The organism is Holophagaceae bacterium (assembly GCA_016720465.1).
Taxonomy (GTDB): Bacteria; Acidobacteriota; Holophagae; order Holophagales; family Holophagaceae; genus JANXPB01.
Window position 1 is genome coordinate 1,033,800 of the sequence record JADKKO010000004.1, and the last position, 23,807, is coordinate 1,057,606.

The 23,807-nt window shown below is 65.3% G+C and carries 23 protein-coding genes; 7 read left to right on the forward strand and 16 right to left on the reverse strand.

Features of this window, described 5'->3' with window-relative positions; genetic code table 11:
- Positions 1-94 precede the first annotated feature (94 nt).
- Positions 95-3,097, forward strand: coding sequence for a diguanylate cyclase (locus IPQ13_11930; protein MBL0211600.1), 3,003 nt, complete (start codon positions 95-97; stop codon positions 3,095-3,097).
- On the opposite strand, the gene IPQ13_11935 is transcribed toward IPQ13_11930, so the two are convergent.
- Positions 3,083-4,279, reverse strand: a complete 1,197-nt coding sequence (locus tag IPQ13_11935; GenBank protein MBL0211601.1) for an MFS transporter — start codon at positions 4,277-4,279, stop codon at positions 3,083-3,085. The genes IPQ13_11930 and IPQ13_11935 overlap by 15 nt on opposite strands.
- Before the next feature lie 112 nt (positions 4,280-4,391).
- On the reverse strand, positions 4,392-5,582 hold the full coding sequence (locus IPQ13_11940) for an MFS transporter (GenBank protein MBL0211602.1): 1,191 nt from the start codon (positions 5,580-5,582) through the stop codon (positions 4,392-4,394).
- 189 nt (positions 5,583-5,771) lie between these two features.
- Here IPQ13_11940 and IPQ13_11945 point away from each other — a divergent pair, with 189 nt between their 5' ends.
- Genes IPQ13_11945 through IPQ13_11955 form a run of 3 tightly spaced genes read left to right on the forward strand, consistent with a single transcriptional unit; the run spans position 5,772 to position 9,848 of the window.
- A complete protein-coding gene (locus IPQ13_11945; GenBank protein ID MBL0211603.1) occupies positions 5,772-7,295 on the forward strand; it encodes an acyl-CoA carboxylase subunit beta in 1,524 nt (507 codons plus the stop codon).
- A gap of 18 nt (positions 7,296-7,313) precedes the next feature.
- A complete protein-coding gene (locus tag IPQ13_11950; protein MBL0211604.1) occupies positions 7,314-7,952 on the forward strand; it encodes a hypothetical protein in 639 nt (212 codons plus the stop codon).
- A gap of 57 nt (positions 7,953-8,009) precedes the next feature.
- Complete coding sequence (locus tag IPQ13_11955; protein MBL0211605.1) at positions 8,010-9,848, forward strand: acyl-CoA dehydrogenase; 1,839 nt, start codon at positions 8,010-8,012, stop codon at positions 9,846-9,848.
- A gap of 35 nt (positions 9,849-9,883) precedes the next feature.
- Here IPQ13_11955 and IPQ13_11960 read toward each other — a convergent pair whose 3' ends face one another.
- Together IPQ13_11960 and IPQ13_11965 are read right to left on the reverse strand one after the other, a co-directional pair.
- On the reverse strand, positions 9,884-10,207 hold the full coding sequence (locus IPQ13_11960; GenBank protein ID MBL0211606.1) for a type II toxin-antitoxin system PemK/MazF family toxin: 324 nt from the start codon (positions 10,205-10,207) through the stop codon (positions 9,884-9,886).
- A gap of 38 nt (positions 10,208-10,245) precedes the next feature.
- Positions 10,246-10,581, reverse strand: coding sequence for a hypothetical protein (locus IPQ13_11965; GenBank protein ID MBL0211607.1), 336 nt, complete (start codon positions 10,579-10,581; stop codon positions 10,246-10,248).
- Between the two features lie 152 nt (positions 10,582-10,733).
- Here IPQ13_11965 and IPQ13_11970 point away from each other — a divergent pair, with 152 nt between their 5' ends.
- Complete coding sequence (locus IPQ13_11970; protein MBL0211608.1) at positions 10,734-12,116, forward strand: hypothetical protein; 1,383 nt, start codon at positions 10,734-10,736, stop codon at positions 12,114-12,116.
- A 10-nt stretch (positions 12,117-12,126) separates the two neighbouring features.
- On the opposite strand, the gene IPQ13_11975 is transcribed toward IPQ13_11970, so the two are convergent.
- From IPQ13_11975 to IPQ13_12030, 12 genes are all read right to left on the reverse strand, one after another.
- Complete coding sequence (locus IPQ13_11975; protein ID MBL0211609.1) at positions 12,127-12,525, reverse strand: DUF2202 domain-containing protein; 399 nt, start codon at positions 12,523-12,525, stop codon at positions 12,127-12,129.
- Positions 12,526-12,673: 148 nt separating this feature from the next.
- On the reverse strand, positions 12,674-13,060 hold the full coding sequence (locus IPQ13_11980) for a DUF302 domain-containing protein (GenBank protein MBL0211610.1): 387 nt from the start codon (positions 13,058-13,060) through the stop codon (positions 12,674-12,676).
- A 2-nt stretch (positions 13,061-13,062) separates the two neighbouring features.
- Positions 13,063-13,401, reverse strand: coding sequence for a rhodanese-like domain-containing protein (locus IPQ13_11985; protein ID MBL0211611.1), 339 nt, complete (start codon positions 13,399-13,401; stop codon positions 13,063-13,065).
- Positions 13,398-13,724, reverse strand: coding sequence for a thioredoxin (gene trxA, locus IPQ13_11990; GenBank protein ID MBL0211612.1), 327 nt, complete (start codon positions 13,722-13,724; stop codon positions 13,398-13,400). Before trxA ends, IPQ13_11985 begins: the two co-directional genes overlap by 4 nt.
- 18 nt (positions 13,725-13,742) lie before the next feature.
- Complete coding sequence (locus tag IPQ13_11995; protein MBL0211613.1) at positions 13,743-13,919, reverse strand: YtxH domain-containing protein; 177 nt, start codon at positions 13,917-13,919, stop codon at positions 13,743-13,745.
- Complete coding sequence (locus tag IPQ13_12000; protein MBL0211614.1) at positions 13,916-14,446, reverse strand: DUF3365 domain-containing protein; 531 nt, start codon at positions 14,444-14,446, stop codon at positions 13,916-13,918. The genes IPQ13_11995 and IPQ13_12000 overlap by 4 nt, the downstream gene beginning before the upstream one ends.
- On the reverse strand, positions 14,443-14,658 hold the full coding sequence (locus IPQ13_12005) for a DUF2892 domain-containing protein (GenBank protein ID MBL0211615.1): 216 nt from the start codon (positions 14,656-14,658) through the stop codon (positions 14,443-14,445). Before IPQ13_12005 ends, IPQ13_12000 begins: the two co-directional genes overlap by 4 nt.
- A gap of 87 nt (positions 14,659-14,745) precedes the next feature.
- Entirely contained in the window at positions 14,746-18,063 is a 3,318-nt protein-coding gene (locus IPQ13_12010; GenBank protein ID MBL0211616.1) for an efflux RND transporter permease subunit, read from the reverse strand.
- Positions 18,063-19,076, reverse strand: a complete 1,014-nt coding sequence (locus IPQ13_12015; protein ID MBL0211617.1) for an efflux RND transporter periplasmic adaptor subunit — start codon at positions 19,074-19,076, stop codon at positions 18,063-18,065. Before IPQ13_12015 ends, IPQ13_12010 begins: the two co-directional genes overlap by 1 nt.
- Positions 19,076-20,425 (reverse strand): TolC family protein, encoded by a 1,350-nt coding sequence (locus IPQ13_12020; GenBank protein MBL0211618.1) that lies wholly within the window; start codon positions 20,423-20,425, stop codon positions 19,076-19,078. Before IPQ13_12020 ends, IPQ13_12015 begins: the two co-directional genes overlap by 1 nt.
- A 24-nt stretch (positions 20,426-20,449) precedes the next feature.
- The gene (locus tag IPQ13_12025; protein MBL0211619.1) at positions 20,450-20,815 is read right to left on the reverse strand and encodes a winged helix-turn-helix transcriptional regulator; all 366 of its coding nucleotides are present in this window, start codon (positions 20,813-20,815) and stop codon (positions 20,450-20,452) included.
- A gap of 88 nt (positions 20,816-20,903) precedes the next feature.
- Positions 20,904-21,233, reverse strand: coding sequence for a winged helix-turn-helix transcriptional regulator (locus tag IPQ13_12030; GenBank protein ID MBL0211620.1), 330 nt, complete (start codon positions 21,231-21,233; stop codon positions 20,904-20,906).
- 384 nt (positions 21,234-21,617) lie between these two features.
- Here IPQ13_12030 and IPQ13_12035 point away from each other — a divergent pair, with 384 nt between their 5' ends.
- On the forward strand, positions 21,618-21,950 hold the full coding sequence (locus IPQ13_12035) for a cytochrome c (GenBank protein MBL0211621.1): 333 nt from the start codon (positions 21,618-21,620) through the stop codon (positions 21,948-21,950).
- Positions 21,951-22,060: 110 nt separating this feature from the next.
- Positions 22,061-23,773 carry a DUF3373 family protein gene (locus IPQ13_12040; GenBank protein ID MBL0211622.1) on the forward strand — a complete coding sequence of 571 codons (1,713 nt, stop codon included), beginning with the start codon at positions 22,061-22,063 and terminating at the stop codon, positions 23,771-23,773.
- Positions 23,774-23,807 lie beyond the last annotated feature (34 nt).

Genomic DNA, 23,807 nt, shown 5'->3' on the forward strand with positions numbered 1-23,807 from the left:
TTGTTCCCTGTGCCTGGCAAGTCCAGTCCTTCCTTCCGTCCCTTCCGAGGCCCAGGGCGTCTACCGGTTCAAATCCTACGGCCCTGAGCAGGGCTTGACGAATCTCGCCACCACCTGCCTCACCCAGGATGACGAAGGCTACGTCTGGGTGGGCACCGAAGGCGGCCTGTTCCGCTACGACGGCCAGCGGTTCAAACATTTCGGCCTGGCGGAAGGGCTTTCCGATCTGCTGGTGAATGATGTGCAACCCATTCCCGGCGGGCTGTTCGTGTTCACGCAGAGCGGCCCCATGCGCTTCGACGGACAGCGCTTCCAGCCCTGGGGGGCGAAGGATGGCGTCCCCGAGAAGGGCTTCGCCTGCGTGGCCCGGGACGGGGCGGGGCAAGTGTGGATGGGGACGCTGGCCGGCCTTTCCCTCAGCAAGGATGGCGGCCGGACCTTCCAGCCGGTGAAGGACTACCCGGCCGGCGGTGCCTCCGCCCTTTGGGTGGATCCGAAAGACGGCACCCTGTTCGCCGTGCATCGGCGGGGGAAACCCGGCGAACGCGAAAGCAGCATGGTGCGCCGCCAGGGGAACTCCTGGTCGTTCCTGGAATTGCCGGAGGAATTGCGGAAGCAGCTTTTCAATTGCGGGCGGGTGGACCGCGCGGGCGCCATCTGGATCCGGGGCGGTTCCCGCCTGGTCAGGTTCGCCGCCTGGGGGGCGAAGCCAGAGGACCTTTCCAGCCTGCTGCCAGGCAAACCGGTCGCCTCGGGAGATGGACTGAGCCTGGACCACGAGGGCCGGGTTTGGGCCGCCACGGATAGCGGCCTGGCCTGCTTCGAGAAGGGCCGCGTCTGGATCCTGGATGAAGGCCATGGCCTGCCTTCGGCTTGGGCCAACGCCACCCTCACCGACCGCGAGGGTTCCTTGTGGGTGGCCGCCGAAGGCCTCCACCGCCTTCAGGGCCGTTTTCTCTGGACCGCCTTCACGCGCAAGCAGGGCCTTCCCGTGGACGCGGTGTGGAACCTCCACCGGGGCAGGGACGGAGAACTCTGGGCGGCCACGCCGCGCGGCATGGCGCGTCTCAAAGATGGTGGCTGGATCCTGGTGCCGGAGACCCACGAGCGCAGTTTCTATGCCATCGCCGAGAGTCCCGATGGCGGGGTGTGGGCGGGCGGGCAATCCGCAGAGCGCAAGCCCAACACCCTCTTCTACCGGGCGCCTGGCCAGGCAGCATTCAAGGAGATCCTCCTCCAGTCCGTGAAGCGGAACACCGTGACTTCGCTCGCGGCGGGCCTGGACGGGACCATCTGGATCGGCACCCAGGGAGCTGGCCTGCACCGGCTGCGAAAGGCCCCGGGAAACCCCGGCGGCGCCTTCGTCTGCGAATTGGCGAACCTTCCGGGCGGCAGCGAAGCGACCGTCAACCGCGTGCTGGTGGACCAGGAGGGCCTGGTCTGGACCGCCGGCGACCATGGCCTTGGTCTTTTTGACGGCCGCTCCTGGCGCCACTTCGGCCCCTCCGAGGGACTGAAGGATCCCAATCCCAGCGGCCTCGCGAGGGACGCCAAGGGCAATCTCTGGGTGGCCTACTGGACCGCCCACGGCCTCACGCGGCTCAGCCGCAACGGAGGCGTCTGGCAGGTGGCGGGGCATGTGCAGGAACCCGCGGAGCTGTTCCAGGACGACATCGTTTCCCTCGATTGCGATTCGAAGGGCGTGCTCTGGTTCGGCACCACCCAAGGCGTGAAACGTTGGCAGCCGGAGCACCAGGCGGGCGGCGCCTTCGAACGCTATGGGCGCAGCCAGGGACTTCCGGGCGACGATTGCACCGCCAATGCGTTGCTCCTCGAACCAAGTGGCGATGTCTGGGTGGGCCTGAGCGCAGGCATCGCCCAGTTCCACAGCGCCTATTACCACGGTCCACCCCAGGCTCCCAAGGCCAGGATCATCCTCATGAAGGAAGGCTCCGGGCGGATGCTCCCGCTTGGGGAGAATCTGCGGATTCCCTATCGCTGGCGGAGCGTGGACCTGGCTTTCGCCTCGCCCAGCTTCCAGGATGAATCGCATTTGAAGGCCCAGTTCCGGCTCGCGGGCTTCGAGGATGAATGGCGCGATACCGCCGCCCGGGAGGCGCGCTACACGACCCTGCCAGCGGGTTCCTACCGTTTCGAGGTGCGCTTCGGAGATGCGAACGGGCAATTCGGCGAACCCTCGACGCAGTCCTTCCAGATCCTCGCCCCCTGGTGGCAGAAGCCCTGGTTTTTCCTCCTGGCGGGCCTGGCGGCCACGGGCCTGATCCTGTTGATCATCCGCCGGCGGACGGCGCTGCTCCTGCGCAGGACCCAGGAGCTGGAGGCCCTGGTGCGGCAGCGGACCACGGACCTGCTGGAATCCAATGCCGCCCTCCACCAGGCCAATCTCGCGCTGGAGGAATCCAGCATGCTGGACGCCCTCACCGGGTTGCGGAACCGCCGCTTCCTGGGCCTCCACATGCCGGACGAGGAAGTCCGCGTGCTGCGCGTCTACCGGAACTTCCTGGAGTCCGGGGAGCCCGGCCTGCCCAAGGGCGAGGACCTGGTCCTGCTGCTGGTGGACCTGGACCATTTCAAATTCGTGAACGACACCCACGGCCATGCGGCAGGGGACCAGGTGCTGAAGGAGGCCGCCGAAGTGCTGCGCAAGGCTTGCCGGGAGGCGGACACGGTGGTCCGCTGGGGCGGCGAGGAGTTCCTGGTGGTGGCGCGGCGGACCGACCGCGCGGCGGCCCTGAACATCGCCCGGAAGATCCGCGAAACCATGGAGGCCCACCGCTTCAACATGGGCGGCGGGAAATTCATCCAGCGCACCTGCTCGGTGGGGTTCTCCGCCTTTCCGCTGCTGCCGGGGCACCCCGGCACCTTCCACTGGGAGGATGCGGTGGAGATCGCGGATCAATGCCTCTATGCCGTCAAACGCAGCGGCAGGAACGGCTGGGTGGGCCTCACCTGCGAGACCGTGGACGCGGACCTGGCCTGGGCCCCGCGCATGCTGACGGACCTCCCGGGCCTCGCCAAGGAGGGCAAGCTGGTGCTGCGGACTTCCTACGACAACCCGGAATCATTGGTCTGGTGAGGTGGGCCGCTTTCCCCGCCGCGCGATCCCCACCGTCAGCGGCAGCCCGCAGAGCATCAGCAGCAGGCCGACGCGCCAGCCCCAGGCGAAGCTGGTGGCGCCGATGAGGGTTCCCAGCAGAAGGCTGCCCAGGCCGATGCCCGCGTCGAACGCGAACATGAAGGTGCCGAAGGCCGCGCCCCGGCGGTCGGGCGACACCACGCTCAGCACCTCGGTGTTGAGCAGCGTGTAGACCATCGAGTAGCCCGCGCCGTAGAGCAGGGCCGCGGCCACATGGCGCACCAGGCCCAGGTGGCTCCCGCCCTGCTCCCAGCGCCCCCCTGCGAAAGCCATGATGGCCATGCCGGCGATGGCCAGCAGGAGCATCCAGGGCAGCAGCCGGGCCGGCCTTTCGCCAAAGCCCGCGGAGGCCATGACCAGGCGCATCACCACCATCCCCAACGCGAGGCAGGAGAGGAAAGCCGAGGGCCACTTGAACCCCAGCGCGATGGCTTCCTGGGTGCTGTAGCTGGTCATGGCGCCGTAGCTGAAGGCCACGAAGAGCAGCACCGAGGACAGCACCAGCACGGGCCGGTCCGGCCACTGCAAGGGCGGTTTTTCATGGCTTTCCAGATGGGCGTCCTCGGGCAGGAACCGCGCGAGCAGCGATAGCCCGAGGAAGCAGAGTCCCAGCAGCAGGCACATGGTGCGGAAGGAGCCGTGCTGATAAAGCGCCACCCCCACCGAGGGACCGAACACCACGCCCAGCGGGCTCGCCAGGCCATACCAGCTCATCCCTTTGGCGCGTCCTTCCTCGGGAAGGATGCCGCCCAGCATGGCTACGGTCGAGGTGATGAGGCCCGACCACACGGCCCCATGGAAGGGCGCCAGCGCGTAGAACCCCCAGCGCACCGGCAGGAATGCGTAGATCGCCATGATCAGCGTGAAGCCCGTCGCCGTGCCCACGAGCATCCGCCGGTGCCCCATGCGGTCCGCCATCTGCCCCGTTACCAGCGCGCCCAGGGAGGATCCCCCGGTGAAGATCGCCAGGAAGAGCCCGCTTTCCGCTCGGGAGGCGCCCAGTTCCAATAGCCGCAACGGCGCCGTGGGGAAGAGCTGGAAGGCCGCAAAAAAGGTTAGGAAAGTGCAGGACCAGATGAGAAGGAAGGGACGGGTCCAGAGGGTGGGGCGCAGTTCGGGCATCCCATAAGAATCTCATGGCGGCTCACGGACTGGGATCGAGAGTCGAGAAGTTGAAGAGTTGAAAAGTTGAAGAGTCGAAAAGTCGAGGGTCGAGGGTCGAGAGTGTGAAGACTCAAGGGCGGCGGCTGAGGCTATCCGTCCGTCCGGCGAACTTCAGGCACAGCAGCCAGGCCAGCACCAGGCAGGCTGCCCCCGCCCCCCAGCCGAACCGGAAGGAGCGGTGCTGCATGAGCCAGCCGATGGTGAGGCTGCCGGCGGCGACCCCCGCATCGAAGGCCGCGTAAAGCGCGCCCACCGCGGCCCCCCTCCGGGCGGTGCTGCTCTGGGTCATCACGGCGGAGAAGATCAGCGTGTGGACGATGCCGTAGCCTCCGCCGTAGATCAGAGCCCCCAGGATGTGCCGGACCAATCCGAGATCCAGGCCCAGGAAGGAGCCGCCGGGCAGGGCCGCCAGAACGAGATTCCCCCCGAGCGCCATCGCCATCATTCCCGGCACCAGGCGCATCGGATCCGAGCCCAGTCCGCGGAGGCCCAGGATGAATCGCATCCCGACCATGCCCAGGGCGAAACAGGTGAGCAGCGCCGAAGGCCAGGCCAGACGCAGCGCCAGGGCTTCCTGCGCCGCGTAGGGCGGCATGGGGCCATAGCTCAGGGCCAACAGGAAGAGAATCGCGGCGGGCAGCCAGACGCTGCGTTCGGGCAGGCTCAGATTCAACGGTGGCCGCTCCGTCTTTGGCGGATCCTTGGGCAGCCTTCCCACCAGCACGTGGGCGCCCAGGAACGAGACGCCAAGCAGGGCCATCTGCCAGTGGAAGCCCAGGTGCGGGAAGAGCCATAGGCCCAGGAGCGGTCCCACCGCCACGCCGCCAGGGCTGGCCAGACCGAAGATGGACAAGCCTTCGGCGCGGTGGCTGTCGGACAGCAGTCCGCCGACCTCCGCCACGGAGGCCGTGCGCAGCCCCGACCACAGCAGGCCGTGCAAGGGCGCCAGGACATAGAAGCCCCAGCGTCCGGGCATCACCGCGTAGGTGAAGAAACAGGCCGCGCAGAAGAGCGAGGCCCCGCGCAGCACCCGCCGCTGGCCCAGGCGGTCCCCGAGGGGCCCCGTGAACAGTGCGCCGAGTCCCGACCCCACCGTGAAGGCCGCCATGAACCGCCCGCTCTCCGCCAGCGTGGCGCCCAGGTCCCGCAACCGCAGCGGCAGCACTGGAAAGAGCTGATACCCGGCTGCGAATATGAAGAAGTAGAAACCCCAGAGAATGAGGAAGGAACGGGACCTCAATACTGAGCGGACCTTAGGCATGGGCGGTCTCGGCCCGCAGAGGGAGCCCGTGGAAGCAGCTCCAGGACTGGCGGAGTGCTGGCGGGCGAGGCCGGATTCGGAACGCGGACATGGAAACAGGCTACCCCACACCTGGGCGGCCGCGGTGGAACCGAGGTCGGCCATCCGCTCCGCTCGCGATACCCTGGAGCATTCGTCTTCGAGGCCTCCATGAATCCCGAACAGCTCCAGTCCGAAGCCGCACGCATCCGCAAGGGCGGCCACGCCAAGGCCCACGAGAAGAATGCGGAGGCAGGCAAGCTCTTCGCGCGGGAACGGATCCGGCTGCTGGTGGACGAGGGTTCCTTCGTGGAGGATGGCCTTTTCGCCAACGCGCTGCACAAGGACCTCCCGGCGGATGGCGTGGTGACCGGCACGGCGACGGTGGGCGGCCGTCCGGTGGCGCTCATGGCCAACGATTCCACCATCAAGGCGGGCTCCTGGGGGGCGCGCACGGTGGAGAAGATCGTCCGCATCCAGGAAGTGGCGCTGCGCCAGAAGGTGCCCATGCTCTACCTGGTGGATTCCGCCGGGGCGCGCATCACGGACCAGCTCGACATGTTCCCGGGCCGCCGCCATGCGGGAACCATCTTCCATATGGAAGTGGCGCTTTCGGGACTGGTGCCGCAGGTCTGCCTGCTCTTCGGGCCTTCCGCCGCGGGCGGCGCCTACATCCCGGCCTTCTGCGACGTGGTGATGATGATCGAGGGCAACGCGAGCATGTACCTGGGCTCGCCGCGCATGGCGGAGATGGTCATTGGTGAAAAAATCAGCCTGGAGGATCTGGGCGGCGCGCGCATGCACTGCTCCGTGTCCGGCTGCGGGGATTTCCTTTGCAAGACCGAAGCCGAGGCCATCGAGCTCTGCAAAAAGTACATCGCGTACTTTCCGCAGCATTGCGAAGACGCGCTGCCGGTTCAGGAATCAAAGCCCGTTGCGGCCAAGGCCAAGGCGCTCGGCGCCATCGTTCCCACAGACATCAACACGGCCTTCCAGATGAAGGACTTCATCGAAGGCCTGGTGGACGAGGGCAGCTTCCTGGAGATCAAGAAGCTCTATGCGGGCGAGATCATCACGGGCCTGGCGCGCCTGGACGGCAAACCCGTGGGCATCGTCGCCAACCAGCCCCGGGTCAAGGGCGGCGTGCTGTTCGTGGACAGCGCCGACAAGGCCACGCGGTTCATGACGCTCTGCGATGCCTTCGGCATCCCTCTGGTCTTCCTGAGCGACGTGCCGGGCTTCATGATCGGCAGCGCGGTTGAAAAGCAGGGCATCATCCGCCATGGCGCCAAGATGATCTCGGCCATGGCTTCGTGCAGCACGCCGCGCATCTGCGTGGTGGTCAGGAAGGCTTACGGGGCGGGCCTCTACGCCATGAGCGGGCCGGGCTTCGACCCCGATGCCACGCTCGCGCTGCCCACCGCCAGCATCGCCGTCATGGGCGCCGAGGCCGCCGTGAACGCAGTATTTGCCAACAAGATCGCCGAAAAGCCCGAAGAAGAGCGCGCCGCCTACATCCAGGCGCTCCGGGACGAGTACAACGAGGATGTGGACCTCAAGCGCCTGGGCGCCAACCTCCACGTGGACGCCATTGTGGATCCCGGCGACTTGCGCCACGAACTCATCACGCGGTTGAAGCGCGCCCGCCGCCGCGAGGCCTGGCCCACCAAGCGCCGAAGCGTCACGCCGGTGTGAGCCACGGGAAAAGAATCCGTGTGGATCCGTGGCAGAAAAGGTTTTGAGTGCTATATAAAAAAAATAGCCCAACACACAAAATTACCCAAATTAAGAACCACCCCCCAGGCCCGAGCTTTGCTGGACTTGATCCACCCCATAAAAAACTTGAATCCAGTGCTGGGATTCAGCCTGCATAGATGCGAAACCCCGGAAGGAGAGCGATTTCAAAAACCCCCCCAGGAAGGCCGGGCCAAGGGAGGCGGGGGACCACCGGGGGCCCCCGGGAGGAGGACAGAAAAAAAAAAGCCCGGGGGGGGGGGGGGAGAAAAAAAGAGGGAGGGGGAGAGCCAGAGCAAGGCGAAGACCGAGGACCAAAAAAAAACCAAACGAAAAAAAAAAAAAAAAAAAAAACCAAAGGAAAGAGAAAACCCGGAAACAAAAGGGCCGGAAAAGGGAAAAAGGGAACAAAACCAAAACCCCAAAAACCCAGAGCCAGCCAACCCCAGGCCGGAGAGGGGGGGCCAGGAGGCAAGAAAAAGAAGAAAAGAGAAAAAGAAACACACGAGGCAAAGAAAGAGAGAGGAAAAAAAAAAAAAAAAAGGGAAGGGGGGCGGGGGGGGCAATCTGTCCTACGGTAGGGCATGGACGGAAGGGCCCGCCGGGAAAAGAATGTAGGAGCGCCTTTCCGCGGCTCCTGCATTCTGCCTATCCCGTCCCTTATCCGGAGGTCCCATGAAATACCTGGACGACGCCCGCGACATCAAGTTCAACCTCTTCGAGTGGCTGGATCTCGACGCGGTCCTGGCCTCCGACGCCTACGGCGAGTTCGACCGCGAGCAGCTGGAGATGGTGCTGGACGAGGCCCTGAAGGTCAGCAAGGGCAGCGTCGCGGCCTGCAACGAAGCGGGGGACCGGATCGGGGCCCGCTTTGAGAATGGCAAGGTGAGCCTGCCGGAGGGCTTCGCAACGGCCTACCAGGACCTGGCTTCCGGGGGCTGGATCAGCCCCACCATGCGCCCCGACTTCGGGGGCATGGGCCTGCCCGAATCGGTGGGGACCGGCATCAGCGAGTTCATCATGGGGGCCAATACCGCCGTCAGCCTGCAGATCCTGCTCAACCGCGGCGCCGCCCACCTCATCGAGAATTTCGGTACGGATGCGCTCAAGGCCACCTACTGCGAGCGCATGTACACCGGCGAGTGGACCGGCACCATGTGCCTCACGGAAGCCGGCGCCGGCAGCGACCTCGGGGAGATCAAGACCACGGCCGTCCAGCAGGCCGACGGGAGCTACCTCCTCACCGGTGAAAAGATCTTCATCACCAGCGGCGAGCACGACCTGACCCCCAACATCATCCACGCGGTCCTGGCCCGCATACCCGGGGCGCCCGCCGGCGCCAAGGGCCTCAGCCTGTTCGTGGTCCCCAAGGTCCGCGTGAAGGCGGATGGCTCCCTGGGCGAGCCCAATGATGTGATTTGCGCTGGCATCGAGCACAAGCTCGGCATCCACGGCTCCCCCACCTGCAGCCTCGTGTTCGGTAGCGGCGGCGCCTGCCAGGGCTTCCTGCTGGGCCAGGAGGGCCAGGGCATCAGCCTCATGTTCCAGATGATGAACGCGGCCCGCTACGAAGTGGGCATCCAGGGCCTCAGCATCTCCTCGGCCGCCCACCAGGCCGCCCTCGCCTACTCCCGCGAGCGGCTCCAGGGCCGCCTGTTCTCGAACAAGAAGGCCGACGCCCCCCAGGCCCCCATCGTGCAGCACCCCGAGGTGCGCCGCTCCCTGCTGCTGCAGGCCGCCTATGTGCAGGCCATGCGCGCCCTGGTCTCCTACACGGGCTGGTGCATGGACATGGCCCATTCGACCAAAGGCGAGGACAAGGACCGCTGGCAGGGGCTGGTGGAGCTGTTCACGCCGGTGTGCAAGGCCTGGAGTTCGGACTGGGGCTTCCGCGTGACAGAATGGGCGCTCCAGACCTTCGGCGGCTACGGCTACACCATGGACTACCCCGCCGAGCAGTACCTGCGGGACTGCAAGATCGCCTCCATCTACGAGGGCACCAACGGCATCCAGGCCCTGGACCTGGTGGGACGGAAATTCCGCATGCAGGACGGGCGCCCGGTGAAGCACCTGCTGGGCCTGGTGGCGGAAAACGCCCAGGGGCTCGCATCGGACCCGGTGCTTGGGCCTTCCGCGCAGCAGCTCGGTTCGGCTGTGAAGGCCATGGGCGCGGTGCTCACCGAGATCCCCGCCCGCGAAGACGGCCTGCTGCTGACGGTGCTCAATGCCGTGCCCATCCTCGACATGCTCGGCCACCTGGTCGGCGGCCACCTGCTGCTGCAGCAGGCTTCGGTAGCCAAAGCCAAGCTGGCGGCGCTCTTGCAGGAACGGGGCGTGGCTGCAGAGGATGACGCGGCGGTCCGCGCCCTTCTCACCGAAAGCCCCGAAGCCGCCTTCTACCACAACAAGATCCAAGCCGCGATCCACTTCGCCCATCGCGGCCTGCCCCTGGTGGCGGCCCAGGCCGTGGCCCTGCGGGTGGGAGAGACGGCGCCCATGGACGCGGTTCTTTAATCCACGAAATTCTGCTGACGACCTAGGTGGAGGGGTTACAGCTCCAGCTCCAGTGTGGCTTTCAGTGCTTCCCCGATCGCTTTCATCACGCTGCTTTCCGCTTTTCCCAGGCGTTTCACCAGCCTTTCCTTGTCCACGGTGAAGAGTTGCGTGCAGTTGGCCCAACTGGGCGCGGAAAGGCCCGTAGCTTTGGTTTTGGGAATGGGGATGTAGAAGACAAAGGGGCGGCCGCTGGTGGTGAGCGGCACCACGATGGTGGTGCGGGCGCCATGGGCGTGGTTGCCGAGATCCGTCTGGAGGATGACGCTGGGCCGGAAACCGCCCTGCTCGGAACCCCGTCGTGGCTCGAAATTAAGCATCCAAATTTCCCCACGATTGCACGTTTGCAAGTGCTCGCTCATCGGGCGGAGCCCGGCTTTCCAGCCTTTCCCTTGGATGTTGTACCGGGCTTGGCGGTAGAAACCGCAGCGCCCTTGGGCTTAGCCCCATAGGCCTTCCGCTTAGGTTCTGACACCACCTGGGCCTGGGCAGCCATGGCGTAGCTTACGTCCTGGGCCTCGGCGTCCTCAGCGTAGGCACGCCAGTCGTGGGCAAGACGCTTCCGGGCGGCGGATTCCTGCTCTCGGCGGATCAGATCAGCAAGAAATGCGTTTACGCTGAGCGCGCTTCGGCGTGCCGCTTCTTGCAGGAATTGGCCCAGGCTTTCATCAATGCGAAGGGTGGTGCTGAACATGATGCGCTCCTTATCATCATTTTATGATGGCATAAAAAAACATCAATAGGAGATTCGTGTGTTTTTTGGATGTCCCACCCTTATGCCTCGGTCGCTCCTCATTTCCCACACCAATAGGCCTTAAACTATTGGGTCACCCGAACGGTACCCGCATGCTCCGAACCACCCTTCTCACATCCATCTTGCTGGTCGCAGTGAATGCGTGCGCCCAGCAGCCTTCGGCCCCGGAAACCGCGAAGACCAATGTCTTCGAAGCCACCTCCAACGCGGTGCGGCCGGGCGATTCGGTGGGCCTGCGCTGGGACTGCGCGGTGGCGGGGAAGGTGCGGCTGGACCCGGGCGGGCTGGTGATGGAAGCCAGGGGCCAGGCCACCGTGAAACCGTCCGCCACCACCATCTACACCCTCACCGAGGCCAAACCCGGCGGCGCGAGGCTGGGCCGCCTGGAAGTGCGCATCGAACCCTACGCGCCCTATGGCGAGCCCGCGAAAGTCTGCGCCTTCGAGGCCAGCACCCACGCGGTGCTGCCGGGCGAGCCGGTGGTGCTGCACTGGACCTGCACGGGCACCGCCAAGGTGAAGCTGGAGCCCGGCGGCCTGGAATTGGACGGCCAAAGTGAGATCACCGTGACGCCGCTCGAGACCACGCGCTACACCATCACCGCTTCCAACTTCGCCGGTGGCGCTTCCCGCACGGTGGAAGTGCAGGTGCTGAAATCCCCTGCGGGCGAACCGGCCCGGGTCTGCGCCTTCACGGCGGAGCAGAGCGCCATCCGGCCCGGCGAGCCCGTGGAGCTGCGCTGGGAGTGCGTGGGCGATTCCAAAGTGCGCCTTGAGCCTGGCGGGTTGGAACTGGACGGCAAGGACCGGATCACGGTGCAGCCCACAGAAACCACCGTCTACACGCTGAGCGCCGCGAACATCCTGGGCGGCTCCAGTCGCAGCCTGGAGATCCGCGTCATCCCCGGGCTTCCCGAGCGTCCGGCCCCAGCAACGGAAGCCCCGAAGACCGCCGAGGCCGCTTCGATGCCCGGCATCCAGCCCGCCGTGGCGAAACCCGCCCCGGCCGTAGCCAAGAATCTGAAGGCCGCGCCCGCAGCGGCGTCCACGGCCCCTCCATCCCCTGCATCGGCATCCGTGGCCCCGGCGCCGGAGAATGCCGGCGAATCAAAGCTCACTGCGTTCCGCGAGGCCAATCTGCCCCTCGCCATCGCGCTGAGCGAAGCGGAGCGGGCTGCTGCGCCCCAGGGGCAGTGGACCTTGCGCCTGGTGGTCTCGGGCTCCGTCGCTGGACTCAAGGTATTGGCCAAACACGGTGGCAAGGATGCAGAGGACCTCATGGTGCTGCCCTTCGTGCGCAAGGACGGCTTCCGATGGTGGCAGGCCTGCTACGGCGCCTTCCCCAGCAAGGCAGCCGCGCTCCAGGCCTACGCCAAACTTCCGGAGGCCTTGCGCAAGGCGCTGTCCACGCCCCTGCCATTGCATCTGGACCGGTTGCCCGGAGACTTGCCGAAGGCCGCCGAACCCCAGGGCTGATCAGCGGCGTTCAGGATTTCGCGCAGGCGCGGAAGGCCGGGAGATGATGGCTCCGCGAGGACTCCTGGAGATGGCGGAGCACCATCCGCACATCGCTTTCGCGGACCTGGGACAGCAGCCGTTCGTACATGGCGATGGAGGCTTCCTCGGTTTTCACGCCCAGGGCGCAGGCCTCGGGCAGCGTGGTGGGTATGGTGGGCGGAGCCCCCTGGCTGGGGTTCGGAGGGATTTCAACTTGATGCGCGCGGAAGAGGTCCAACAGGGCCTCCTGGCCGCGGCGCTCCAGGTCCGCGATGGCGAGGAAGGGTTCCACAGGGCCGAACCTGGCCAGCACCGCGGCGTAGGCGGCTTCGGCCTTGCGTGCGTCGGCCAAGGCTTCCAGCAGCGCGTCCCGCGTGGCATCCGGCAGCGGCGGCGGCGGGGGTACAGGGGCTGGAATGGGCGCCTGGGCGACCAGGAATGGCAGCATGCCGCACGATCCTTCCGGGAACGGGAAGCGGAAAAAATTCCCGCCTCGATTTTCCCATGCCCTGTCCAGTGGCCCCGGAAACCCTTCGCTAGATGCGCTCCAGCGCGGCCTGCAAGCTGGCTTTGACTTCCGCCGCCTGGGCCGGATCCAGCCGTTCGGTGAGCGTGAACAGCGCCCTGGGATTCACGGCGGTGACCTCGACGGCGTGGGGCAGTTCGCGCACCACCACATTGCAGGGCAGCAGCACCGCCACCTCCGGCTCCACGGCCATGGCTTCGAAGGCTACGGCTGGAAGACAGGCGCCGAGGATCACGCGGCGCACAGAATCCTTGCCGAGCTTGGCCTTGAAGATGGCCTGGGTATCCATTTCCGTGGGGATCCCGAACCCTTCCGCCAGGAGCGCATCGCGCGTGCGCGCAAGCACGTCATCAAAATCGGCGCCGGGCAAGGATTTGGTGAATGCGTAGGTAGACATGGTCAACTCCTCAGGGTGGTCCAAGGACCGGCATTATGGACATCGGTGAAGCCCAACCGCTTCAGCAGGGCCACGGCCATGGCGCTGCGGGAACCGCTGGCGCAGCAGAGCACCACGGCCCGCGCTCGGTCGAGTTCTCCGCTGCGGGCCTGGAGATCATCCAGCGGGATGTTTTTCGATCCTTCAATGTGCCCGCCGCGGAATTCGCCGGGGGTCCGCACGTCCACCACCTGGGCGCCGCCGGCCAGCAGCGCCGAGCATTGCTCCGCAGAGAGGCCGCGCCTCCGCAACAGCATCCAGGCCAGGCCCAGGAGGACGGGAATCCAGATCCAGGCGGTCATCGGGCTCCCGCTGCTTCCAACGCCTGCACCAGGGTCGGAGCCTGCTGGACGCCGACCCAGCGTTTGGCGATCTGCCCGCCTTTGAGCACCACCAGCGTGGGAATGCTCTGCACGCCGAAGGTCGCGGCAAGCTGGGGCTCTTCATCCACGTTGACCTTCGCGATGATGGCTTTCGCGCCGAGGGTGTCCGAAACCTGATCAAGGATGGGGCCCTGCATGCGGCAAGGACCGCACCATGGGGCCCAGAAATCAATGAGGACCGGCGAGTCCTGCTTGGCGAGCTTATCGAAGGCTCCGGTGGTGGCGTGGATGACGTTGGACATGTGGAACTCCTAATGAGGTTATTTGCTGAAGGCCCAGATGAGGCCCATGACGCCGCCGTAGAGCATGGTGCGGAGCGGCGTGGCAGTGAGGGGGCAGGTGCCGGTGCGGCAGCCCACGAGTTTTTGATAGGCGAAGCCCAGGACCGCGCCGACGGCCAGGCCCAGGAGGATGCGCTTGGCGAGGAGCAGGTTCATGGCAACTTCCTGGCTGGCACTTCGACCCAGAACCAGCCACGCAGGTCCCCGGCCTGGTAGCCAGTGGCTTGGTCCCGGGGATACTTCTTTTCGAGCGCCGAACGCACGCCTGGGGCAATGTCTTTTTCCGGGCCGTGGCAGACCAGGCAGGCCTGTCCGAGACGGATCGGGAGGAGCGCTTGCATGCCCCCATCCGGAGCCTGGATGAAGCGCGGTTCGGCGACTTTCTCGGCCACCATCGCTTCGGCCCAGGCGGGGGTGCGGTTGGACGGATTGCGCAATTTCGTGGAGGTTCGCCCCATGCGGACTCCGTGGCTTCGGCCCACTTTTTCGGCCATGGCGGGGGCTTCGTTTTGGCAGACTTCGATGGCTTTCTCCGGGCCCTGGGCCTTCAGGACTTCCTGGAGGCGGCCCATGAGCATTCCCGCCAGTTCCGTGCGGGCAGCCTCGGCTTTCGCCCGGAGGTTCCCTTCCTGGGCAGGTGCGACAACGCAGAGCGGAATGGCGAGCAGCGCAACGGATTTCATGGCTTCACCCCGCACTCGGACACGTCTTCCTTCACCCCGAGCTTGCGCAGGATGGTCACCATCAGGCACCAATTGGTGAAGGCGCTTTGGAGGAGGTTGGCGCCCACGAAAGCCGTGAACCACAGGAAGTAGGGGCTCACGAAATGCGCGAGCAGAAGGCTGGCCAGGATGAAGGTGCCGGCGATGGCGTGAAGGGCGCGGTTGACGGTCATGAGGTCTCCTCAAGGGACGGATTGATTGTTGGTTGTGGGCTGTGGGCTATCAGCTCTCAGCTATGAGCTTTGCTCATTAATGTTGGCTCATGGCCCATAGCTGTTGGCTGATGGGGCCACCTCACCTGAGAGCCCGGCCTTCCGCTGGAGTTCAGCGGCGTGGCCACGGCGGGCGACGAGGTAATAGAGCACGGGAATGGAGGGGACGGACAGCAGCGTGGCGGCGACGGATCCTGCCATCAGGCTGATGGCCAGCCCTTGGAAGATGGGATCCGCGAGCATCACCAGCGAGCCCACGATCACGGCCGCTGCGGTGAGCAGGATGGGCCGGAAACGCACCACACCCGCTTCTTCCACGGCGGCCTCCAGGCTCATGCCTTCCCTCAATTTAAGCTCGATGAAATCCACCAGGATGATGCTGTTGCGCACGATGATGCCGGCGCCCGCGATGAAGCCGATCATGCTGGTGGCGGTGAAGAAGGCGCCGAACAGGCCATGGGCCGGGATGATGCCGATGAGGGAAAGCGGGATGGGCACCAGGATCACGAAGGGGATCGTGAAGCTTTCGAACCAGCCCACCACCAGCACGAAGATCAGCACCAGCACCGCGGCGAAGGCCAGGCCGAGATCCCGGAAGACTTCCAGCGTGATGTGCCACTCGCCATCCCATTTGATGGCCAGCTTTTCGGTATCCGCAGGATGCTCCAGGCCGTAGCGGGGAATGATTTCGCCGCCGGTGCCCTTGAGCTGGTCGAGCTTCTTGTTCAGTGCGGAAAGGGCATAGACCGGGCTCTCGATTTCGCCCGCCAGATCGCCGAAAACATAGCTCAAGGGTTTGAGGTTCTTGTGCATGATGTCCGGTTGCTCGACGCCGCTTTGCACCTTCACCAGTTCAGAGAGCGGCACCGCGCCGCGCATGCCAGGCACCGTGAGCTGGAGCAACTGGTCCAGGCGAGAACGCTGTCCGGCGGCCATCTGGAGCACCACGGGCACCTGGGCCGCGCCGCGCTGGACATGGAAGGTGCCGAGCGGCATGCCCTGGCCCGCCATGAAGAGGCTCTGCACGACGCTGTTGGGCGCCACGCCGTGCAGCGCGGCTTTTTCGCGGTCCAGGACCAGCGTGATCTTGGGGCTGGTCGCATTGAGGGTGGAATCCACATCCACGATGCCCTTGGTGCTGGAGAAAGCTGCGAGGACTTCCTTGGAAAGACGATTGCGTTCAGCTTCGGAAGGCCCGTAGATTTCGGCGACCATGGTGTCCATGACCGGCGGCCCCGGTGGGATTTCGACGATCTTCATCCGTGCGCCGGTGGGGACCGTGATCGCTTCCAATTCAGGCCGAAGGCGCGTGGCGATGGCGTGGCTTTGCGCCTTGCGTTCGCCCTTGCCCACCAGATTCACTTGCAGATCCACCATTTCCGCGCCTTCGCGCAGGAAACTGTGGCGCACCATCCCCACGAAGGTGAAGGGTGCGGCCACTCCGGAATAGATCTGGACGTCTTTCACTTCGGGTTCCTGCAGCAGGCGGCGGGCTACGGATTGGCCCACGGCCAGCGCGTTTTCCTTGGGCGTGCCCGCGGGCAGATCGAGCTGCACCTGGAATTCTGACTTGTTGTCGAAGGGCAGCATCTTCACTTTCACCACGCCAAAACCCACCAGGGACATGGCGCCGAACAGCAGCACCAGCACCCCGCCAAAAAAGGCGAGCCGCACGGGCATGTTGAAGAGCAGGGCCCGCATGACTTTCCGGTAGAGCCTCGAAACCGCTGTTTCCGGTGCGGTTTCCAGGTTGTCCTCGGGGGAATCCATCAAAGGCTCCGGCGAGGCGGTATCCACGTCCGCGGGATGCAGGCCGCTGTCATCCACTTCGGGCAGGTGGGCTTCTTTCTTGAAAATATTGAGCGCGGCCCAGGGGCTGATGATGAAGGCGATGACCAGGCTGAAGAGCATGGCCAGGCTCGCGCCCACCGGAATCGGCCGCATGTAGGGGCCCATGAGCCCGCGCACGAAGGCCATGGGCAGGATCGCGGCCACGACCGCGAAGGTCGCCAGGATCGTGGGATTGCCCACTTCGTCCACGGCCTCCACCACCACGCGCGCGAAGCTTTTGCGCGGCCCCGGCAGATGCATGTGCCGGTGGATGTTCTCCACCACCACGATGGCGTCGTCCACCAGGATGCCGATGGAGAAGATGAGCGCGAAGAGCGTCACGCGGTTCAGGGTGTAGCCCATGAGGTAGGTGAGCAGCAGCGTCAGGGCGAGCGTCACCGGCACCGCCACACCCACCACCACCGCGCTGCGCCAGCCCATGGCCAGCATGATCAGGACGATGACGGACAGCGTCGCGATGAGCAGGTGCTCGATCAGTTCATTGGACTTGTCGCCGGCGGTCTCGCCGTAGTTGCGCGTGACATCCAGCTTGAGATCCCGCGGGATGAGGCCGCCTTTCAGGGCTTCAACCTTCGCGAGCACATGGTCCGCCAGTTCTGTGGCATTGGTTCCCGCGCGCTTGGAGAGCACGATGGAAACGGCCTGCTCGAAGCCCGGCTGGGCCTTTCCGCCGTAGAGCACCACCGGCGGTTCCGGTTCCGGCGCGTCCAGCACCTTGGCCACATCGCCCAGGTAGATGGGCCGCTGATTGCGCACAGCCACCACCAGGCGGTTGAGTTCCGAAGCCTCCAGCACGAAGCCGCTGGCCTCCACCTCGGTGCGCTTGCCGCCATCCACCAAGGCTCCTGCGGGAAGCTGCGCTTCGGCGCTTTGCAGCGCGGGCATCAGTTCCGCCAAAGAGACGTTGAGGCTGCGGAGCTTGGTGGCATCGGGTTCGATGCGCACGGTCCGGCGCGCGCCGCCCACCACTTTCACTTGGGCCGTGCTGGGAACTTCCGACAGTTCCCGGGCGACTTCCTCACCCAGTTTCCGCAAACCGCCAGGGGTCTGGTTCTCGCCGTGCAGCGTGAGCGTCAGGAAGGGAACGTCATCGATGGTGAGCAGGCGCACCATGGGTTTCATGGCGCCCGTCGGCATGAGTTCGGGATGCGCCGCCAGTTCCTGGTGGATCTTCACGAGGCTGGGTTCCTGGGGCTCGTTCACCTTGAAGCGCACGGTGATCAGGGCCACGCCGGGGCGGCTGACGCTGTACAGGTATTCAACGCCAGGAATGCCCCAGAGGCGGCGCTCCAGGGGCGTGGTGAGCTGGCTTTCCACTTCCTTGGGGCTGGCGCCGGGGTAGGGGACGATGAGGTCCACCATCGGCACGATGATCTGGGGTTCTTCCTCGCGGGGCGTGAGCACCACCGCCAGGACGCCCAGCATCAGCGAGGCCAGGACGATGAGGGGCGTCAGCTTGCTGCGGAGGAAGGTCTTGGCGAGGCGTCCTGCCAGGCCCAATTTCTGTTCATTCATCATTTCACTACCTCAACCGGTTGGCCGTCCTTGAGCTCGCCTGGCTGGTCCACCACGGCTTCGCCTTTGGCGAGGCCCGCCTTCACGGGGAAACGGTCGCCTTCGGCTTCGCCCAGGGAGATCCAGCGCAATTGCGCCTTGCCATCCTTGATGATGAAGACACCGTTCAGCTCGCCGCGTTGGATCAGGGCGGTGCGTGGAACGGACATCCCAGTGTCGGCTTTAACTGCCACGGGAAGCCGCAGGCGGGCGAAGCTGCCCGTGCGGAGATCCCCTCCGCCTTGGATGACGCGCGCCCGGAGCGAGCTCCGGTGGGAGATGGGATCACCGCCGGGAGCCAGGGCCGTGATCTGCGCGGTGCCAGTGCGGCCGTCGCTTTCAAAGGGCAGGGTCTGGCCCGATTTCAGGTTTTTCGATTCGGATTCGGAGACAGTGGCCTGGAGTTCCAGGGCGCCCTGGCCTTCGAGATCCACCAGCGGCATGCCTGGGCCCACAAAGTCGCCATCGGAAACGCGCTTGGCCTGCACCACACCGGCGAAAGGCGCCCGCACTTGGGTGTAGGCGATGTTGGCCTTGACGCCCGCCAGGCCCGCCTGCGCCTGCGCCAATTGCGTCTGCGCCATTTCCAGTTCGCTGGGCGTGGACGCGCCTTGCTTCTGGAGATTCTCCACGCGCCGGTGGTAGGCCGTTGCAGCGGCGAGCCCGGCTTCCGCAGCCTTCAGCCCGCTCTGGAGATCGTCATCCGCAAGGCTCACCAGCAGCGCGCCCGCCGCCACGCGGCTGCCTTCTGCGACATGGACCTTCTTCACCGAGGCTGCCATGCGCGTGGAAAGCGTGGCGCGCTGCGTGGCGCTGAGGGTGGCGGCCACCCAGGATTCGGTGGCGCCATCGCCGCCTGCGATGAGATGCACCTTCGCGGTGGGCAGCGTGATGGTCTTGGCGGCTTCCTGCTTGTGGCAGCCGAGGGCTGCGAGCAGGAGGGCCAGGGCGGAAAGGGTGATGAGCGGGCGCATTATTGGACTCCTTCGATGGGCTGCCCCTGGGCGAGGCTCAGTTGGGCGCGGCTTACGCGCAGTTCGTATTGGCTGTTGAGAAGCAGGGTGCGGGCGCCGGAAAGGCCGGCCTCGGCATCCAGCACTTCGGTGAGGGGCAGCAGGCCTTCGCGATGCCGTGCTTGGCGCAGGGTGCGCACGGATTCCGAGGCTTCCAGCGCTTCCTGCGCCATTTTGATGCGGGCCGATGCGCTCTCGATGGCTAGCTGCGCTTCGGAGGCTTCCCGTCCGGCCACTTGTTCCTGCCAGCGCAGGTTGTAGGAGGCCGCCCGCTCCATGGCCTTGGCGGAGGACACGCGGCGGCGGTCCGGCGCGGAGAAGACATTCCACTTGAAGCCCAGGCTGACTTCGCTCCAATTCCCCCCGCTGCTCCAGGTGTTGCGCATGGTGCCGAGCCCCAGGTTCAGGCCCACTTCCGGGAGAAGGCTCCCCTTCGCGGCCTTGGCGCCCTCCTGGGCGGCTTGCCATTGGAATTTGGCGGCCTGCAGGTCGCCCCGGGTTCCCGGAGCGCCTCCGGCCAACGGGGTGGATTCCCCGGTCAAGGAGGTCGCCAAAGTGACGGGCGCGGCCCCCATGCCGGTCAGCAACGCCAGGGCCGAACGCGCGGAGGCCACGCGCTGGCGCGCCTCCGCCACTCCAGCTTCGGCTTGAGCCCGATAGGCGCGGATGCGCATGCCCTCCGCCTTCAACATCAGGCCCTGGTCCACGCGGGCCTGCACGAAGCGCTCGACTTCCCGCGCTTGCCTGAGGCTGTCTTCGGCGTAGACCTTTCCTTGCTCCGCCACCTGGGCGCCGAAGTAGGCCTGCACCACCGCCAGCGCGACCTGTTGGCGCCGGTGGGACTGGTTGGCCACTTCGGCATCGGCCATGGCGCTCCCGGCCTTGCGGGCCGCGGTGAGCCGTCCGCCGGTATAGAGCGGTTGGCTCATCGTCAGGCCGCCGCCGATGCCTGTGATGGCGTCGGGCTTGTTCAGGGCCGCCGGGTTGAAATCCATTTGCGCGATGCGGGCCTGGTTGAGCTTCATGCCGAAGGCCATCATGGGCTGGTCCGTGCGCAGGAGACCCGCCGACAGGCTGACGGTCGGCAGGTTCAGATCCCGCATGGCGTCGGCTTCGGACCGCGCGCGGTCCACCATGGCCTCGCCCGCCTGGAGGCCCGGCTGTCCGGTCCAGGCGCGGCGGATGGCGGCCTCGAGGGTCAGCGGCCCCGGGGACTCCTTTTGTCCTTCGGCGCCTTGCGCCGGCAGGGGCATGGCCATGGCGGACAGGGCCGGAACGAGCAGAAGCGAAAAAATCAATTGTTTGTTCATGAAGGAATACTCCTGTGAAAAAAATCAGGCTAGGGACTTGAAGCTCTCCTGGATGCGGTGGCTCACGTGGCCGCAGACCAGGTTGCAGACTTCGGCGACCATGGGCTCCACGACCTCGAAACGGGCCTGGGTGCCTTCGGGATGGCGGCGCACCAGGCCTTCCCTGACGAGCAGGGACAGGTGCTTGGAGGCGTTGGAAACCTGGAGGCCGGCCCGCTCCGCCAATTCGTGCTGGACCAGCGGCCCCCGGGCCGCGAGCAGCACCTGGAGCAGCCGGAGGCGGGAGGGGTCCCCCAAAGCCTTGAACAATCCGCCCGCTTCCTCGAGCAGATTGACCTTGGCGCCCTCAAGGCTCGCGGTGGCGCAGATGGGGTGGGTGGCAGGAGTCATGGATCACCTTTCAAGGTAATCATATAATCAAAAAGGAAAGTATCAAGCGAAATTTTTCACGCCCGCCGATCCGGCCAGGCAAGCCTGTCTAGCGGAGGGCGCGGTAGTTTTTCTTGACCCGGTCGCTCACATGCCCGCAGACCAGGTCGCAGATATTGGAGACCAGCGGCAGGATCGGGCTGAAGAAGACCGTGTTCCCTTCCGGCTCCCGGTCCACCAGCCCCACCCGGACCAGGCAGGCCAGGTGTTTGCTCGCGTTGGCCTGGGAGAGTCCAGTCGCCTCGGCGACCGCCCCCTGGCTTTGGGGCCCTTTCGCATCCAGAAGGGCGCGCAGGATGCGCAGCCGGGACTGGTCGCCCAGGGCTCCGAAAAGGCTGGTGACTTGCTCGATCATGGCATCGCTGAGCCCGTGCTTCATGCTTCCCTCACAACCAAAGAGTAATATTCCGGATCGGTTGAGTCAATGCCTTTGGGGACGAAAGGCTTACTTCTGGACGGCTGCGCAAAGGCGATCTGGTGACCTAGGACACAACGGAGCGGCCGTGGATCGGCTGGTGGAGGCCCTTGGCCGATTCTGGTCTCTTGTGTGGACCACCCGCGGAACAGACCGCAGATGCTGGAAGCGAGGGGCGCGCGGGGCCCCCGGAATGTCGAGCCTCGGGAGATTAAATATTCATTAAACGTTATATAGATATATGACTAATATCACTGAATAAAAAACCAATAAGGAGGAACTTGGTCGTGCGGTGGTTTTCATTTTCGATCCACCCACCCTCCACCGCGTTCCATGAAAGGAAAATCCATGAGAATCCCCGTCCGCTACCTGTTCCCAGTCCTCGCGCTGGCCGCGGCCCTCCCCTTGATGGCCCAGGCCAAGGGCAGCGACACGAAAGGCAAGTACTACTTCAAGAAGAGCTGCAAGGCCTGCCATGTGAAGGGCGGATCGGCGATGGAACTGACCCCGCTGGCCAAGACCCAGGCCCAGTGGAAGAAGTTCTTCGAAGCCGGCAAGCACGGCAAGCCGGGCGTTCCCCTCACGCCCAAATTCGGCACGCCGGAACAGCTCCTGGACATCAAGACCTTCCTGGTGAACCACGCCTCGGATTCCCCCCAGCCTGAAACCTGCGGTGGCTGAACGAGTCGTTCAATCCCTAGCCTGAACCCTGCCAGGGCAAGCCGCCGCGCATGTGGCCACGGGCGCGGCCCTGCCTTTTCAGCCCTTCCACTCTTTTCAAAGGAGCACCCATGCGAATCACGCGTATCACCGCTCTGTTGCTGGCTGGCCTCGGCCCGCTGGCCCTGGGGGCCCAGACCTCCGATCAGGACGACATCAAAAAACAGATCCAGGAGCTCAAAAAGCAGGTGGAGCTTCTGGAGGAAAAGGCCAAGGATCAGGAGAAGACCCTGACCAAGGTCGAGACCAAGGTGGCCCAGGACAACATCGCCTGGGGCGGCGATCTCCGCACGCGCTTCGATAGCCAGGAATGGAACTTCAAGCCCTACCAGCAGTTCATGGGTTTCGCGCCCCAGGCCATGCCCGGCCCAGGCGGGAGCACGTTCTACGTGCCTTCGCCCGTGGCGATGCCCGTGCCGGCGCAGGACTACAACAACTCCGTGCAGTGGTCCACCCGGCTGCGCCTGCGCATGGGCATCAACATCAGCGAGCACGCCAAGATCATGGGCCGGCTGACCATGTACAAGGTCCACGGCGGTGCGGACGTTCCGACTTTCAACGGCTCGCCGAACACTGTCGCCAATTCCTTCAACAGCGGCAAGGTGCCCACCAACGACATCCTGCACGTGGAGCGCGCCAGTTTCGTCTATGACTGGCCGTCGGTGGGCGTGCTCTCCATCGGCCGCCAGAACACATCGGACGGTCCGCCCTTCGAGGTCCGCGAGGGCGGCGAGCGCCAAGCCACTCCGCAGGCTTTGGCCGTGAACGCGATGGTGGATGGCATCGGCTGGAAATTCCATCTGGACAAGCTGGGGATGCCGGAAAACACGCTCCTGGGCCTCTGCTACGGGATCGGCTACGAGAGCGGCTTCGGCGGCGGTGGCAACATCAAGAGCAGCGCGGCGGTGGTGGGATTCAATTTCTTCCCGGCCCCGAATGCCGGCACGGCCCTGACCCCGGCGCAATACCCGCAGCCCGCCCTGCAGGTGAACACCATCGGCCCGCTGAAGGACAGCACCGTGCTGGGCGTCATGTTCGACATGCCGCTGCTGTTCGAAGCCTTCGGCACCGTGCATTCGGCCAATGTCTACGTGGGCTTCAACCGCTTCGGGAACATGACCGACATCCCTTACGGCAGCCTCAACAACTTCCCGGTTCCGGCCAGCGCGGGAATGGGTGGCATGCCGTCATCCCAGTACGTGACCGCCACCAATAACCTGGGCGACATGGATCAGTGGACCGCCACCTGGAAGCACCGGATCGGCGATACCTTCACCTATTTCGGCAGCTTCGGCTACATCAAGAGCAACCCCAACGGCAAGGTCTCCCAGTACGGCGCCTACTGGAACATGCCCACACCCTTCGGCGGCGCAAACTACCAGTTGACGGGCTTCGGCGGTTTGCTGGGCGATCCCGTCAACAGCCAGAGCGCCACGGCCTACTACGTTGGCGTCCGCTACGATCCGACTCCCGACCTCGGTATCGGCCTGGAGTTCAACCACGGCTCACCCAAATGGTTCACCTACAGCCCAGCCACGGGAGAAGCCACGGAGAAGCTCGGCACTCGCGGCGATGTGTGGGAGGCCTATATCCACTGGAGCTTCGCGAAGAACGTCGCCCTGCGCGCAGGCTACATCGACTACAAGTACAGCACCGCGTTCAGCGGCTGGCACATCGCGCCCATGGCCTTGGAGAACTTCGATCTGTCGAAGAATCCGATGATGCAGTACGCCTTCCCGGCCGGAATCAAGAACACCTATCTGGCGCTCGAAGTGAAGTTCTAGGGGACCGGGCCCGGCCCTGCCTTCCAGTCTCAGG

What these genes read in the sequence shown, in the direction of transcription:
- IPQ13_11935 (MBL0211601.1), bottom strand. Translation starts at nt 4,279, where the DNA reads ATGCCCGAACTGCGCCCCACCCTCTGGACCCGTCCCTTCCTTCTCATC.
- IPQ13_11940 (MBL0211602.1), bottom strand. Translation starts at nt 5,582, where the DNA reads ATGCCTAAGGTCCGCTCAGTATTGAGGTCCCGTTCCTTCCTCATTCTC.
- IPQ13_11945 (MBL0211603.1), top strand. Translation starts at nt 5,772, where the DNA reads ATGAATCCCGAACAGCTCCAGTCCGAAGCCGCACGCATCCGCAAGGGC.
- IPQ13_11955 (MBL0211605.1), top strand. Translation starts at nt 8,010, where the DNA reads ATGAAATACCTGGACGACGCCCGCGACATCAAGTTCAACCTCTTCGAG.
- IPQ13_11960 (MBL0211606.1), bottom strand. Translation starts at nt 10,207, where the DNA reads ATGCTTAATTTCGAGCCACGACGGGGTTCCGAGCAGGGCGGTTTCCGG.
- IPQ13_11965 (MBL0211607.1), bottom strand. Translation starts at nt 10,581, where the DNA reads ATGTTCAGCACCACCCTTCGCATTGATGAAAGCCTGGGCCAATTCCTG.
- IPQ13_11970 (MBL0211608.1), top strand. Translation starts at nt 10,734, where the DNA reads ATGCTCCGAACCACCCTTCTCACATCCATCTTGCTGGTCGCAGTGAAT.
- IPQ13_11980 (MBL0211610.1), bottom strand. Translation starts at nt 13,060, where the DNA reads ATGTCTACCTACGCATTCACCAAATCCTTGCCCGGCGCCGATTTTGAT.
- IPQ13_11985 (MBL0211611.1), bottom strand. Translation starts at nt 13,401, where the DNA reads ATGACCGCCTGGATCTGGATTCCCGTCCTCCTGGGCCTGGCCTGGATG.
- trxA (MBL0211612.1), bottom strand. Translation starts at nt 13,724, where the DNA reads ATGTCCAACGTCATCCACGCCACCACCGGAGCCTTCGATAAGCTCGCC.
- IPQ13_11995 (MBL0211613.1), bottom strand. Translation starts at nt 13,919, where the DNA reads ATGAACCTGCTCCTCGCCAAGCGCATCCTCCTGGGCCTGGCCGTCGGC.
- IPQ13_12000 (MBL0211614.1), bottom strand. Translation starts at nt 14,446, where the DNA reads ATGAAATCCGTTGCGCTGCTCGCCATTCCGCTCTGCGTTGTCGCACCT.
- IPQ13_12005 (MBL0211615.1), bottom strand. Translation starts at nt 14,658, where the DNA reads ATGACCGTCAACCGCGCCCTTCACGCCATCGCCGGCACCTTCATCCTG.
- IPQ13_12010 (MBL0211616.1), bottom strand. Translation starts at nt 18,063, where the DNA reads ATGAATGAACAGAAATTGGGCCTGGCAGGACGCCTCGCCAAGACCTTC.
- IPQ13_12015 (MBL0211617.1), bottom strand. Translation starts at nt 19,076, where the DNA reads ATGCGCCCGCTCATCACCCTTTCCGCCCTGGCCCTCCTGCTCGCAGCC.
- IPQ13_12020 (MBL0211618.1), bottom strand. Translation starts at nt 20,425, where the DNA reads ATGAACAAACAATTGATTTTTTCGCTTCTGCTCGTTCCGGCCCTGTCC.
- IPQ13_12025 (MBL0211619.1), bottom strand. Translation starts at nt 20,815, where the DNA reads ATGACTCCTGCCACCCACCCCATCTGCGCCACCGCGAGCCTTGAGGGC.
- IPQ13_12030 (MBL0211620.1), bottom strand. Translation starts at nt 21,233, where the DNA reads ATGAAGCACGGGCTCAGCGATGCCATGATCGAGCAAGTCACCAGCCTT.
- IPQ13_12035 (MBL0211621.1), top strand. Translation starts at nt 21,618, where the DNA reads ATGAGAATCCCCGTCCGCTACCTGTTCCCAGTCCTCGCGCTGGCCGCG.
- IPQ13_12040 (MBL0211622.1), top strand. Translation starts at nt 22,061, where the DNA reads ATGCGAATCACGCGTATCACCGCTCTGTTGCTGGCTGGCCTCGGCCCG.